10 protein-coding genes are annotated in these 14,294 nt (G+C 63.3%); 3 read left to right on the top strand and 7 right to left on the bottom strand.

Annotation, left to right across the window (positions count from 1 at the left end; genetic code table 11):
• Positions 1-26: 26 nt before the first annotated feature.
• The 5 genes from malT to ACT7DK_RS11615 form a co-directional block, all read right to left on the bottom strand.
• Complete coding sequence (gene malT / locus ACT7DK_RS11635) at positions 27-2,738, bottom strand: HTH-type transcriptional regulator MalT (RefSeq protein ID WP_094040186.1); 2,712 nt, start codon at positions 2,736-2,738, stop codon at positions 27-29.
• A 204-nt stretch (positions 2,739-2,942) separates the two neighbouring features.
• The gene (locus tag ACT7DK_RS11630) at positions 2,943-3,770 is read right to left on the bottom strand and encodes a MalM family protein (protein ID WP_202088170.1); all 828 of its coding nucleotides are present in this window, start codon (positions 3,768-3,770) and stop codon (positions 2,943-2,945) included.
• Positions 3,771-3,953: 183 nt separating this feature from the next.
• A complete protein-coding gene (locus tag ACT7DK_RS11625; protein ID WP_445399304.1) occupies positions 3,954-5,180 on the bottom strand; it encodes a maltoporin in 1,227 nt (408 codons plus the stop codon).
• A gap of 85 nt (positions 5,181-5,265) precedes the next feature.
• Complete coding sequence (gene malK, locus ACT7DK_RS11620) at positions 5,266-6,372, bottom strand: maltose/maltodextrin ABC transporter ATP-binding protein MalK (protein WP_202088172.1); 1,107 nt, start codon at positions 6,370-6,372, stop codon at positions 5,266-5,268.
• A 3-nt stretch (positions 6,373-6,375) separates the two neighbouring features.
• Complete coding sequence (locus ACT7DK_RS11615) at positions 6,376-7,356, bottom strand: alpha-amylase family glycosyl hydrolase (RefSeq protein ID WP_445399301.1); 981 nt, start codon at positions 7,354-7,356, stop codon at positions 6,376-6,378.
• A gap of 389 nt (positions 7,357-7,745) precedes the next feature.
• Between ACT7DK_RS11615 and malE the strand changes: the two genes are divergently transcribed.
• The 3 genes from malE (at position 7,746) to malG (ending at position 11,512) form a co-directional block, all read left to right on the top strand.
• Positions 7,746-8,930: a maltose/maltodextrin ABC transporter substrate-binding protein MalE gene (gene malE / locus ACT7DK_RS11610; RefSeq protein ID WP_094040785.1), complete on the top strand. Its 1,185-nt coding sequence runs from the start codon at positions 7,746-7,748 to the stop codon at positions 8,928-8,930.
• A 91-nt stretch (positions 8,931-9,021) separates the two neighbouring features.
• Positions 9,022-10,605 carry a maltose ABC transporter permease MalF gene (gene malF, locus ACT7DK_RS11605; protein WP_445399299.1) on the top strand — a complete coding sequence of 528 codons (1,584 nt, stop codon included), beginning with the start codon at positions 9,022-9,024 and terminating at the stop codon, positions 10,603-10,605.
• Positions 10,606-10,621: 16 nt separating this feature from the next.
• Positions 10,622-11,512 (top strand): maltose ABC transporter permease MalG, encoded by an 891-nt coding sequence (gene malG, locus ACT7DK_RS11600; RefSeq protein WP_094040787.1) that lies wholly within the window; start codon positions 10,622-10,624, stop codon positions 11,510-11,512.
• Positions 11,513-11,643: 131 nt separating this feature from the next.
• On the opposite strand, the gene ACT7DK_RS11595 is transcribed toward malG, so the two are convergent.
• Entirely contained in the window at positions 11,644-13,056 is a 1,413-nt protein-coding gene (locus tag ACT7DK_RS11595) for a uracil-xanthine permease family protein (RefSeq protein ID WP_445399296.1), read from the bottom strand.
• A 343-nt stretch (positions 13,057-13,399) separates the two neighbouring features.
• A complete protein-coding gene (ppsR, locus tag ACT7DK_RS11590; RefSeq protein ID WP_445399294.1) occupies positions 13,400-14,212 on the bottom strand; it encodes a posphoenolpyruvate synthetase regulatory kinase/phosphorylase PpsR in 813 nt (270 codons plus the stop codon).
• Positions 14,213-14,294: the final 82 nt, after the last annotated feature.

Here is a 14,294-nt window from a genome sequence, read left to right as displayed (position 1 = left end):
TCAGATGGCTGACAACGGCCCGGTGCTCAGTATCCCATCAGTTCCAGCAGGCTCTTGGCCTGGGCTATCGCCTCCTGGCGGTGGTTGATGCCGAGCTTCTGATAGAGGTTGCGGATATGGGTCTTGATGGTGGTGGCGGCCACGTCCAGCTCGGCGGCGATCTGTTCGTTGTTGTAACCGGCGTAGATCAATCCCAGCACCTGCCACTCCCGCTGGGTCAGCGGGCTGGTGCGCACCAGTTCGGGCACCTGGGGGTGGGTCAGCAGTTTCTCCACGAAGGCCTCGTCGAAGTGGGCCGAACGGTGCCGGTGCTGATGCTGGCTCAACTCCTTCAGCAACCGCTGGGCCCGGTGCCGGGTCATGTCGTCCAGGGAGGCCTGGCTGGCGGCCTGGTGCAGCAACTGGGCCAGGGCTTCCCCTTCCAGAATAAAGTGGCTGATGAAACCGGTGCGGTTGGCCAGGGTCAGGGCTTCCAGCAGGCACTGGCGCGCCTCGTCGGTTTCGTGCCGGCGCAGGTGCAGGTGGGCCTGCAGGATAAGGTTGCGGTTGAGATCGCTCACCAATTGCAGCCGGCGGGCGGTGTCGTTGCGCTGCTGCAGCAGTTCCAGGGCGGTGTCGGGGTCGCCGGCCAGCATCTGGGCCCGGACCAGGTTGCGCCACTGGGCCTGCTGAAAGTGGTTGGCGTCGCCTTCCGGAGCCTGGGCCTCGGCCAGCCACTGGCGGATGGCGACCTCGTCGCCCACCAGTTGCCACAGCAGCAGCCGGGTCTGATCCACGCTGGCCACCCAGTCCATGTGGAAATGCCCCCCCCGCAGCAGCTGTTCGCAGTGCTGGAGGTGTACCCGGGCATTGTCCACGTCGCCGCGCACCAGGGAGATCTTCACCAGCATGGTCCTGCACTTGAGCTGCTGCTGGGGCGAGAGATCTTCCAGCACCTCCAGCCCTTTGCGGGCGGCGCTTTCGGACTCGTCCAGGCGATGCCAGCTCCACAGCACCCGGGAGCGCAGATACAGCAGAAACTCATGCAGCGGCACCTGCTGCAGGTGCTGCTCCTGCACCAGTTCGAAGGCCCTGTCCTGTATTTCGAAGGCGGCCTGCAGGTAGCCCTGGGCCAGCAGTATTTCGCTCTGCTGCAGCATGGCCCACAGGGCCTGGTGGTAGATGCCGTAGCGGCGGGCCATGGCCTCGCATTGCTGCATGACCGGCAGGGCCCGGGTCAGTTGTCCCAGGCAGTGGTAGACCTCGCCGGTGACGGTGGTGGCCACCACCCGGCTGTGGCTGCGATCGGCCGGCAACTGGGCAAGGGCTTCCTCCGCCAGGGCCAGGGCCTGGCGGGGCTGGCCGGCGTTGATCGCCACCTGGGCACGCAGTGCCTGGAACTCGCCCTGGTCACCGGGGCTCAGCGTCAGTCCTTCGACCGCCATCGCCTGTTCGGCACGGCCGAGCTGCAGTTCCACCTCGGGATAGCGATGCTGGCTCTGGGCCAGCCAGGCGCGCAGCAGCACCAGGCTGGGGGTCAGCAGCAGCCGGCTTTCGGGCAACCGGTCGAGGCTGTGCTCCAGCAGCCTCAGCTCGCCGCCGTGGAACAGCGGCCAGCCGTGTTCCAGCAACAATTGCTGCAACAGGGCGGGATCGTCGGCGGCCAGGCAATGGTAGAGCGCTTCCACCGGAAAATCCTGCTCCAGCCAGGCTTGGGCCGCCATACCGTGTAACTGCGGGCCCAGCCCCGGCTGCTCGCATTCCCGTTGGTGGGACAGAAACTGGGTGAACAAGGGGTGAAAGCGAAACCAGACCCCTTCCGCATCCAGACGCTGGGTGAAGAGTCCCTGGCGTTCCAGGTTCTCCAGCAGCAACTGGCCGTCTTCCCGGCCGGTCAGCCGGTTGGCCAGGGCCGCGTTGAGCGAGCGCAGCGCCGAGCAGCGCAGCAGAAAATCGCGGGTGGCCGGATCCACTCTGTCCAGTACCTCTTCTTCCAGGTAATCCCGCAGGTGCGCCTGGTTGAGTCCGGCCAGGCGCTGGGCCGACTGCCGGGGTTCGAGGTGGCCCTGGCGAGAAGAGAGGGCGATCAGTTGCAGGGCGGTGGGCCAGCCTTCGACATCGTCGCATAACCGGGCCGAGTCGGCCTCGGCCAGGGGCTTATCCAGCCGCTGCCGGAAAAACTGGCCGGTTTCCTGGTGGTTGAAGGCCAGTTCCCTGCTGTCTATTTCGAACAGTTGCCCCCGTACCCGCAGATTGGCGATGCCGAGTGGCGGTAGCGTGCGGGAGGCTACCAGCAGGCTGAGAGACTCGGGCATATGGCGGAGGAAAAAGCGCAATCCATCGTGGATCTGTTCTTCCCGGATCAGGTGATAGTCGTCCAGCACCAGCAGGGTGGGGGTGTGCCAGCCGGCCAGTTCCTCGAACAGCTGGCCGAACAGGGTGCTGAGCCTGCTGAACTGGCGTTTTTCGGCCATGGACAGGGTTTTGGGGCAGGCCTGGCCGGTGGCCCGGGCCAGGGCGGCGATCAGATAGTGGCCGAAGCGCTGGGGGTCATTGTCGCTGTCGTCCAGGGAATACCAGCCCAGGTGTTCGTGATCGGTGGTCCATTGGGCCGCCAGGGTGGTTTTGCCGTAGCCGGCCGGGCAGTGCAGCAGGAGCAGCGGATAATGTTCGGCCTGGCCCAGCAAGGCCAGCAGCCGCGGGCGCAGCAGGGTGTGGTGCAGCCGTGACGGCCGGTTCAGTTTGGACGGGATCAGCATGGCGAAGTCTTTGTCTTCCCTGGTGTTCGTTCGGAATAGTCTACCAATATCCTGCCCGGGGTGGTACGGAGCACAACCGCAGGCCTCATTTAACCGTGTCCGATCACAGTTTTTGTGCTCGGGGACGGGTGACGGTGCAGGGATGGGTGAAAAAAAGGGTGTGCTATGCACACCCAAACACAAGGAACTTAGCGGACAGACGGGTTATTTCACCGCCTCCACAAAGGTGCGGCGGGCGGCATCGATGCCCAGCCGTTCTGCTTCCTCCATTAGGCGCAGGGCCTTGTCGATATCCCCCTGGCCGGCGGCGGCGCGGATGGCCTGGGTAAAGTAGGCTTCGGTTTCGGGCTGGGGCGCTGCGGCCGGACTGGCTGCTGTTGCCGCCAGCGGCTGCGGACCTATGACCACGGCACCCTGCTTCTGCTCGGCCGCCACCTTCAGTTGCAGCTTGCCCTGGGGCTGATGGGACACCCGCACATCCGGGATGGCCGGCGGCTGGTTGCCGATGGCCTGGGCATGCACCTTGGCCGGGTGGGGCATCATGGTATGGCGGGCCAGGTCTTCGCTCCGGGTGAACACCAGTATATGGATCCGTTGTTGCCCCGGCATGGGCGTCAACCTGATGCTGCCTGCCAGCCGGTTGTCCAGCAGCAGCCGGCCGGAGGCGAAGGGAAAGGCGTCGGCGGGATAGAAGGCGGCGGGCCGCAGCTGTTCATCCAGCACCAGCACATTGGGGGCGAAGACCTGATTGTGCTCGTTCACCAGGCTGTGCAGGGTGAGCTCCAGGGTGCCCCGGTCGGCGGGCAGGGTGAAGGCCGCGACCGGCCCTTCGCCCAGTCCGGTGTCGAGCCGGGGGCCGGCGTCATCGAGCACGAGGGTTTCGGTGACCGGTGGGTTCAGTGGCTGCCATTGCAGGGCGGCAAGCTGCTGCTGGCCGATGGCAGGCACTTCCTGGCGTCCGTCGGCCGTTGCCGGGGGCTGGACGGCCAGCATGGTGCCGAACAGGCACAGTGCCGTCAGGGTCTTGTTCATAAAGGTGCTCCTTTGTGCTGTGGTCATGCCCGCGAAGGCGGGCATCCAGTGCCTGCCTTCATGGACTCCCGCCTTCGCGGGAGTGACGACGGAGTAACAGGGGCAGGAATTTCCCGCTACGGCAAAGCGGAATAAAACCCGGCCAATCGCCGAACAGGCCGGCCCCGAGGCCGGCCCGGGCCATTACCACCAGGCTTCCATCTGCACGCCGAAGGTCACTTCGCCGTCGTTCGCCTCCGGGGTGCCGGCGCGGTCCCCCCACTTGTCGTTCCAGTCGGCGTAGGTGGCGAACAGGCGGATGGCCGGGCGGGCCCAGATGCTGTCGCCGGCCTGCCACTGCTGGGCCAGGGTGTATTTCATCTGATCGTTGCGCTTGCCGCTGGCCTGGTCCTTGACGTTGTCATAGCCCAGCTCGAGCAGGGTGCTCATGGTGTTGCTCCACTTGTACATGGGGCGCACGCCCGCCGAGTACCAAGTGCTGCCGTTGTTGTTGTCCAGATCGATATCCTGGTACAGGGCCACGTACATCAGCTCCCAGTCGCTGGCGGGCTGTACCACACCGTGGTTGATCAGGCGTAGCATGTTGCCGTGGTTGCTGGTGCTGGCACCTTGTGAGTGGCCTGAATTCCAGGAGGTCATGGAATCGGTGGCGTATTGCGCCACGAACTTGTTGAAGCCGCCGAAGAAGTTGCCCTGGGTGTGCTGGGCGGTAAGCATGTAGCCGTCCTTGGTGGCGTCCGGATCCAGGGAGGCGTCTTTCGCGGTGCCGGCGCGTCCGTAATCCAGGCCCAGTTCCAGGTTTCCGTCCTGGTTGGTCTGCAGGCCAGCCAGGCGGAGGTCGAAAACGTTGTTATAGGCGTTGTCATCGCTCCCGAAGCTGGCGGCGCCGCCTTCCTCGGTGTTGCGGGTGACCGCCAGCGACAGCTTGCCGAAGCCGAGGTCGACGTTTTCCAGGCCGGCGCCGGGGCCGGAGATATCCCAGTAGTAGAAATCGAGCATGTGCACGTCATGACGCTGATAGAAGCGCTTGCCCGCCCACAGGGTGGCGCCCGGCAGGGCGTCGAAGACGTTGCGGGCCTGGACGTTGACCTCTCGGAAGGCAGGCTCGACCTGTTCCCAGTCGTTCTGCTGAGAAATGGCGTAGGCCAGGTTGGTGTCGAAGTAGAAGCTCTTGCCACCCTCGGCCCACAATTCCTTGCCCAGCTTCAGTTCGGCGTAGGTTTCGCACTCGTTGCCGAGGCGGTACTTGGCAGCGGCACCGGTGGCGGCGAAGCACTCTTGATCACCGCCGCCGCTGGTCCAGCCGATACCGGAACGGGCATAGCCACTAAAATCCACCGCCATGGCCTGGGTGGCCATGACTGCCGCCGCCACGGCGGAGGCAGTGGGAAGTAAACGCCATTTGTTCATTTGAGTTCTCCTTGTTGGCCTGGTGCAGGGACCATTCCCTGGTCGGCCTTGCTTGATTAAAAAGGTCGGTTGTATCGGTGCCCGGTCAGACGCCGGGCTCGGGGTGCAGCCGGCGGCAGGCCCGGCCGTCTTCGTGGAACAGGTGGCAGCGCTCGGGCGCAATGCCTATCTCCAGCAATTGACCTTCCTCCACCAGTTGCACGTCGTTGTGCCGGTAAATCAGGTTGCATTTGAGGGCGGGGATGCGGACGTGCATCTGGGTTTCGTTGCCCAGTTGCTCCACCACCTGTACTTCGCCGTTAAGGCGGACCGATGCCTGTTCGGCGGGCAGCAGGTGTTCGGGACGGATGCCGAGCGACATATTGGCACCCTCCTGCACGGCGCGACCGTCCACCGGGATCCAGAAGCGGGTGTCGTTGGTACTTATCTCCACTCGCCCGGCCTCGGCGGCGGTCACCTTCACCGGCAGGAAGTTCATCTTGGGCGAGCCGATAAAGCCGGCGACGAAGCGGTTGGCGGGGTAGTGGTAGAGTTCGAGCGGCCTGCCCACCTGGGCCACCCGGCCTGCGTCCAGCACCACTATCTTGTCGGCCAGGGTCATGGCCTCGACCTGATCGTGGGTGACGTAGATCATGGTGCTCTTCAGCCGCTTGTGCAGGCGGGCGATTTCAATGCGCATCTGCACCCGCAGGCCGGCGTCCAGGTTGGACAGCGGTTCGTCGAGCAGGAACACCCGGGGCTCGGCCACCAGGGTGCGGCCGATGGCCACCCGCTGGCGCTGGCCGCCGGACAGTTCCTTGGGACGGCGCTCCAGCAGATGGGCCAGTTGCAGGATTTCGGCGGCGTGGTTGACCCGCTGCCGGATCTCCGCCTTGGGGGCGCCGGCCAGCTTGAGCCCGAACGACATATTGTCGGCCACCGACAGGTGCGGATAGAGGGCGTAGGACTGGAACACCATGCCCACGCCCCGCTCCGAGGGCTGCACCTCGTTCATGCGGGCTTCACCGATCTGCAGTTCTCCCGAGGTGATCTCTTCCAGGCCGGCAATCATGCGCAGCAGGGTGGATTTACCGCAGCCGGACGGACCGACAAACACCACGAACTCGCCGTCGTGGATCTCCAGGTTGATATCCCTGGAGATATGGACGTCTCCGTATGATTTGCACACATTGTGCAGGGTGACATTGGCCATGAATTACTCCTGTTCCTTGGGCCTGACGATGGCGGCGGCGAAACCGCCAAGGTTCAGTGTATGGTCGTCGCTCATCTCGGCCTGGCCGAGGGTCAGCTCCGCTTGCCAGCCGCGGGTTTGCGGGGGAAGATGATGGTGTTGGCGATAGGGCAGCAGGTTGAGCACGACGGTCAGCGATGGCTGTTCTCCCACCAGCCGTACCCACAGCAGGCCATCGTGCAGGCCGGTCACGTCGATCCGGCCATTGGCCACCAGCGGCTGCCGGCGGCGCCACTGCAGCAGCCGGCGGCACTGGTTAAGGGGGGAGTCGGGCTCCTGCTCCTGGCGACTGACGGCCATGGCCCTGTGCTCGGTGGCAACCCGGCGCTGCATGGGTTGCTGCGCGACCGGGCTTTGCTCCGGGTATTCGACCCAGGGCAGGGGGCTGCGGTTACCCCTGGTGTCGCCCGGTTCGGCGGCGTGGGGCAGGCCCAGCTCTTCTCCCTGCCACAGGCTGACGGGGCCGGGCAGGCAGGCCAGCAGCGCCAGGTAGGGCAGGGCGACCTTGAGATCGCCACCGCCGCAGCGGCTGACCACCCGGGCCAGATCCTGGCCGCCGGTGGCCCAGATCGCCGCTCCGCCCTGGGCCCGTTTTTCCAGCCAGTGGGTCAGCCCGACGGGGCCGTGATCGACCAGGGTGCACAGGGGCAGGATCTGCCCTTGTGGCCAGGAGCGGTAGTGCCGGTATTCTTCCAGCCAAAGTGATAATCCCGCCTGTTGCAGCCGATCCGCGATCGCCTGCCAATATCCCTCCGCAAGACCACGCCGGTCATGCCGGGTCAGTACCAACCCATCCACCCCCAGTCGGGTAAAATAATCCAGTTGTAGCAACACCCCGGCCAGATCGCCCCGACCGTCGCCGTCACCGTCGAAGAAGTGGGCGCTGTCCACGCGATACAGGGTCGCGTTACGGGGCAGACTTGAAGATCGGGTATCGAATGTCATTCGGACCTGGCTCACGGGGTTATTGTCATTGGTCTCATCATGCCCGCAGGCAAAGGGGGGGGAATCCTCCGTCCGGGCAAATTTTAGCGGGGGAGGAGGGGGGAGGAGGAGAAATGGCGCTTGGGGGGAGGGGGACGGGCTGGGTGGGGCGGCAAGTGTTTTTTTGGCGCTGTTTTTGTGAGCCGGTTAACGATAACGGATGTTTTCGATGTGCGTCGGATCACATAACCGGCGGGTCTGTGACTTCACTCACGTTTGGCGACCGGGGGGCGTAGTGGGGAGGAGGATGCCGGGGCCGTCCTCGCGGCGGAAGATGCGGATAACCGGAATCCGTTATGCTCGGTGCGGCGGTTTTCGTTTTTACCCCCTCACGGATAAGGATATGAACTATGGAAAAAGCAATGGGTAAGGTCGCCCTCGGTGTCTTGGCCGGCCTGATGATGTCATCCTCCGCCCTCGCCGCCATCGAAGAAGGGCGGTTGCTGATCTGGATTAACGGCGACAAAGGCTACAACGGTCTGGCCGAGGTGGGGCAGTGGTTCGAGCAGGAAACCGGGGTGCCAGTGCGGGTGGAGCATCCGGCCCAGTTGGAAGAACAGTATTCCCAGGTTGCCGCCTCCGGCGATGGCCCTGACATCATCTTCTGGGCCCACGACCGCTTCGGCGGCTACGCCCAGTCCGGCCTGCTGGCCGAAATCAACCCCAGCAAGGAACTGATCGACAAGCTGCACGAGTTTACCTGGGACGCGGTGAAGTACGACGGCAAATATATCGGCTACCCGGTGGCGGTTGAGGCCCTGTCGCTTATCTATAACAAGGACCTGCTGCCCGAGCCCCCCACCAGTTGGGAGGATATTCCGGAGCTGGACACTAAATTGCGTGCCCAGGGCAAGTCCGCCATCATGTGGAACCTGCAGGAACCCTACTTTACCTGGCCGATGATCGCTGCCGACGGCGGTTATGCCTTCCATTTCGACGGTGAACGTTACGATCCCAAGAATGTGGGGGTGAACAACGACGGTTCCCTGCGCGGCCTGCAGACGCTGGTTGATCTGGTCAACAACAAGCATATTTCCGCCGACGTCGATTACTCCATCGCCGAGGCCGCCTTCAACAAGGGCGAAACCGCCATGACCATCAACGGTCCCTGGGCCTGGGCCAATATCGACAAGGCCGGCATCAACTACGGCGTGACCACCCTGCCCACCCTCAACGGCAAGCCTTCCAAGCCCTTTACCGGCATTCTCAGCGCCGGCATCAACGCGGCCAGCCCCAACAAGGAACTGGCGGAGGAGTTTCTGGAAAACTTCCTGCTGACCGATAAGGGCCTGGAGCAGGTCAACAATGACAAGCCGCTGGGTGCCGTGGCCCTGCGCTCCTACCAGAAGAAGCTGTCCAGCGATCCACGGATCAGCGCCACCATGGAGAACGCCATGAAGGGTGAAATCATGCCGAACATCCCGGAAATGGCCGGCTTCTGGTATGCCGAGCGCAGCGCCATCCTGAACGCCATCAACGGCCGCCAGGAAGTGAAGGCCGCGCTTGACGACGCCGCCGCCCGGATCACCGAGTAAGAAAAAACCGCCACCGGTCATGCCGGTGGCGGTCACTGTACCTTTTGAATCAAACGGGCATCCCGCCCAGGCACATCAACAGAGCAGTATCATGCAGTTATCAGAAACGACCACACTTCCCCCTAAATCCCCGGCGTGGCCGCCGTTATCCGCCTGGCTGAAATGGCTGTGCATCGGGGGCATCGGCCTTGTCAACGCCTGGCTGGTGATACTGATGTACGCCCAGGGGGAAATCCTCTTCGCCATGCTGACCCTGGTATTGGTGGGCAGCGGCCTCTATATATTCGCCAACCGGCGCAGTTACTCCTGGCGCTATGTCTACCCGGGGCTGGCGGGCATGGGCCTGTTCGTGCTGTTTCCGCTGCTGTGCACCATCGGCATCGCCTTTACCAACTACAGCGGCAAGAACCAGCTCACCCTGGAACGGGTACAGCAGGTGCTGCAACAACAACGCTTCCAGACCGGCAGGGACATGGGCTTTGCCCTCTACCAGGAAGACGAGGGCCAGTGGCGCCTGTGGCTGACCGATGACGCGAGCGGCGATCGCTACCTGAGCGATGCCTTCAGCCTGGCGGCCCCGCCCCAGGAACCCCTGGACATGAGCCCGGCCAGCGAGGCACCGGCCGGCGAGGCGGCGCCCCTGCGGGTGATCACCCAGAACCGGGCCGCGCTGGCCGCGCTGGCGGTGGCCCTGCCCGACGGTGAACTGCTCACCATGAGCTCGCTGCGCCGCTTTGCCGCCAGCGAGCCCGTCTATGTGCCGCAAGACGACTTTGTGCTGTTCAACCAGCGCACCGGCGAACGGCTGGCACCCAACTTCGACATCGGTTTTTACCAGCCCATCGACGATGGGGGCAACTTTGTGGGCGAGCCGGTCAGCCCCGGCTTTACCGTGGTTATCGGCTGGGATAACTTCCTGCGGGTGATCCAGGACAAGGGCATCCAGGGGCCCTTTATCTCCATCTTCATCTGGACGGTGCTGTTCTCCGGGCTCACCGTGTTTTTCACTCTGGCGGTGGGCATGGTGCTGGCCTGCCTGGTGCAATGGGAATCGCTCCGGGGCAAGGGCACCTACCGGTTGCTGCTGATCCTGCCCTATGCGGTGCCGGCCTTTATCTCCATCCTGATCTTCAAGGGCCTGTTCAACCAGAGCTTCGGTGAAATCAACATGCTGCTCTCGGGCCTGTTCGGCATCAGCCCCAGCTGGTTCACCGATCCGACCCTGGCCAGGACCATGCTGGTCATGGTCAACACCTGGCTGGGCTATCCCTACATGATGATACTGTGCATGGGGCTGCTGAAGGCCATTCCCGAGGATTTGTACGAAGCCTCGGCCATGGACGGCGCCGGCCCGCTGGACAACTTCCTGCGCATTACCCTGCCGCTGTTGCTGAGGCCGCTCACGCCCCTGTTGATTGCCAGCTTCGCCTTCAACTTCAACAACTTCGTCCTGATCCAGCTGTTGACCAACGGCCGTCCGGACATGATAGGCACCACCACCCCCGCCGGCTATACCGACCTGCTGGTGAGCTACACCTACCGCATCGCCTTCGAGGGCTCGGGTACCCAGGACTTCGGCCTGGCCGCCGCCATCGCCACCCTGATCTTCCTGCTGGTGGGCGCCCTGGCCGTGCTCAATATCAAGGCCAGCAAACTGGAACTAAGCGAGAAATAACCCAAGGAGCAATACCATGGCTATGGTAAGACCAAAATCGATGCGTTACCGGGTATGGGCCGCCCACGCGGGGCTTATCGCCTTTTGCGCCCTCATCATGTTTCCGTTGCTGGTGGTGGTGGCCATTTCCTTTCGCAGCGGCAACTACGCCACCGGCGAGCTTATTCCCAGCAACCCTTCGCTGGAACACTGGAAGCTGGCGCTCGGCATCGCCGTCAGCAACCCGGACGGCAGCCTGACGCAGCCGCCCTTTCCGGTGCTGCTGTGGCTGTGGAACTCGGTAAAAATCGCCGTTATCACGGCGCTCGGCATAGTGGCCCTGTCCACCACCTGTGCCTATGCCTTTGCCCGGCTGCGCTTTCGCGGCAAGGAAAGCCTGCTTAAGGGCATGCTGATCTTCCAGATGTTCCCGGCGGTGCTGTCGTTGGTGGCCCTCTATGCCCTGTTCGACCGTATCGGGCTTTATGTTCCCTTCCTGGGGCTCAATACCCACGGCGGGGTGATCTTCGCCTACCTGGGCGGCATTGCCCTGCACGTGTGGACCATCAAGGGCTATTTCGAAACCATTGATCGCTCCCTGGAGGAAGCGGCGGCCCTGGACGGCGCCACGCCCTGGCAGGCGTTCCGGCTGGTGCTGCTGCCGCTGTCGGTGCCCATTCTGGCGGTGGTGTTCATCCTTTCCTTTATCGCCGCCATCACCGAGGTACCGGTGGCCTCGCTGCTGCTGCGTAACGTGGAGAACTACACCCTGGCGGTGGGCATGCAGCAGTACCTCTATCCCCAGAACTACCTGTGGGGCGACTTCGCCGCCGCCGCCGTGCTCTCTGCCATTCCCATCACGGCGGTGTTTCTGCTGGCCCAGCGCTGGCTGGTGGGCGGTCTGACCGCCGGCGGCGTGAAGGGATAGGGCGGTATCGGCAGGGCGGGTCTTTTGGCCGGCGGTTACGGAATGGGCCGGCCGTCAATAAAACGGAAAGCCGGTCATTGACCGGCTTTTTGCTATTCGGGGGGAAGATCCCTGCCTCTGAGCTGACCCTTTCAGTTTCCGGCTTCGGCCTTTATCTGCCGGTTCTGATAAGGGGTGGCGGGCGCTTCGTCACCGTTCATCTCGCGCTCAATCTGCTCGCGCTCGCGGGCCTCGTCCTGCAGGGATTTGCGGGGCAGGGCCATGTTCAGGATAAAGGCCATGCTGGCGGCCACGATGACCGGCGAGCCAATCAGCATACGGGCGGTGTCGGGCAGGGCGGCGATGGCCTCGGGCACGGCATTGAGGCCCATGGCCAGGGCCACCGACAGCGCCACTATGGTGATGTTGCGGGACGACAGCTCGTCCTTCACCAGCAGCTGGATGCCGGTCATGGTGATCATGCCGAACACGATGATGGTGGCACCGCCCAGCACCGGGTAGGGGATGGTGGTCATGGCGGCGCCGAACTTGGGCAGCAGCCCCGCCAGGATCAGGAAGGCGGCGGCGATGCTCAGCACATAGCGGCTGATCACCTTGGTCATGGCGACGATGCCCACGTTCTGGCTGAAGGAAGCGGTGGGCAGGCCGCCGAAGAAGGCGCCGACCAGGGTACAGACGCCGTTGCCGAGCAGGCCGCCGGACAGCTCCTTGTCCTTCAGCTCCCGGTTCATGCCGCCGACGGCGGTGGCGGACAGATCGCCGATGGTCTGCACCGAGTTGACGATGCAGATCACCACCATGGAGATCACGGCGGAGGCGTGGAATTCGATGCCGAGCGCGAAGGGGGTGGGCACCATCACCCAGGGCGCCTCGTGCAGCCGGGAGAAGTCGACCATGCCGAAGAAGAAGGCCATCGCATAGCCGACCAGGATGCCGACGATAATGGCGGCCAGGCGCAGGTAGCCCCTGGCGAACTGGGAGCAGCACAGCACCACCGCCAGGGTGGTCAGGCCCACCAGCCAGTTCTGGCCGCTGCCGAAGCCGTCGGCGGCCACGTTGCCGTTGCCGGCCATGTACTTGATGGCGATGTCGTAGAGCGAGAGGCCGATCACCAGCACCACGGTGCCGGCGACCACCGGCGGAAACAGGTGGCGGATCTGCTTGATAAAGATGCCCACCACTATCATGGCGACACCGCCGGCGATTTGTGCACCCAGAATGCCGGGGATACCGTATACACTGCCGATGGCAATCAGGCTGGGCACATAGGCGAAGCCGACCCCAAAAATGGTCGGCATGCCGGCGCCGAGGCGGCCGACCGGGTAGAGCTGCAACAGGGTGGAGATGCCGGAAAACAGCAGGGCTATCTGCACCAGCAGCATGGTTTCCTGGGCGTTGGCCCCGGCCACGCCGGCCACGATCAGCGGCGGGGTGACCGCCCCCATGATCATCGCCAGTATGTGCTGGAACGACAGCGGCAGCGCCTTGCCGAACGAGGGCTTGCCATAATAATCGAATACTGACTTGCTTTGACTGTGTTTCATTGCGATAAGTCCCTGGGTATTGCTCGTGAGTTTTGGCTTCCTGTTCACGCCCTTGTTGTTGGTGTTGTCGCGCGCGCAGGGCTGCAAACCACCGGGGTCGACTTGACGTCGCCGGCTGCACAATAGAACGCATCGGCGCTGTCCGCCGCCGGCTGCGTATACAGTCGGCAGGGTAGCCACGACCAGACGTCCATGTTTTATGGTTGATGTTTGTTATTAGCAGGCTGGTTAAACATCGGGGTTAATGTATACATTTATGTAAACACTAAATCAACATTTTGTTTATTATTGTGTGCAATATTTTGTCATTGATCGCAGTTTTTACAGTAAAGGTTGTGTGCAATCAGAAGATGCGCCGGCGGATGCCGGTACGTTCCAGGATCTTGACCGAGATCTCCTCCACCGAGTGGTAGGTGGTGTCGATAAAGGGGATGGCCTCCATGCGGAACAGCTTCTCCACCTGGTTCAGTTCAAAGCGGCACTGCTCGATGGCCGCGTAGCGGCTGTCGGCCCGACGGCGCTGGCGGATTTCCTGCAGCCGGTTGACGTCTATGGTCAGGCCGAACAGCTTGTGGCGGTTGGCCTTGAGCGCGGGCGGCAGGCTCAGCCGGCTCATGTCCTGGTCGATGAAGGGGTAGTTGGCCACCCGGATGCCGAACTGCAGCGCCAGGTACAGGCTGGTGGGGGTCTTGCCGCAGCGGGACACGCCCACCAGTATGATGTCGGCCTCGTCGTACTCCTTGGTGTTGACCCCGTCGTCGTTGTCGAGGGCGTAGTTCACCGCATCGATACGGGCATCGTAGTGCTGCTTGTTTTCCATGCCGTGGGTGCGGTGGGTGCGCGGCTCGGCCTTGATCCCGAGCTGCTGCTCGAGGGGTGCCACGAAGGTGTTGAGGAAGTCGTAGCACATGGCGTCGCTGTCGGTGACGATACGGCGCAGGCCGTCGTCCACTATGGTGTGGAACACCAGCGGCTGCTTGCCGCTCTGGTGGTAGGCCTCGTTGATACGGGCCTGTACCGCCCGGGCCTTGTCCTCGTCTTCCACGAAGGGGATGGTGAACTGCTCGAAGGGCAGGGGAAACTGGCTCAGCACCGCATGGCCGAACACCTCGGCTGTGATCGCCGTCCCATCAGAAACATAAAAAACTGTGTGCACAGAGCCTCCAGATCTCACTTTTAACATTTGTCCCAGGTAAAACGTTTACCTGCTTTTTGGCGCCATTGTAGAATCATCGCGT

It is taken from the genome of Zobellella sp. An-6 (assembly GCF_052487945.1).
The sequence above is the reverse complement of the archived record's forward strand: the minus strand, read 5'-3'. Positions and strand labels throughout refer to the sequence as shown.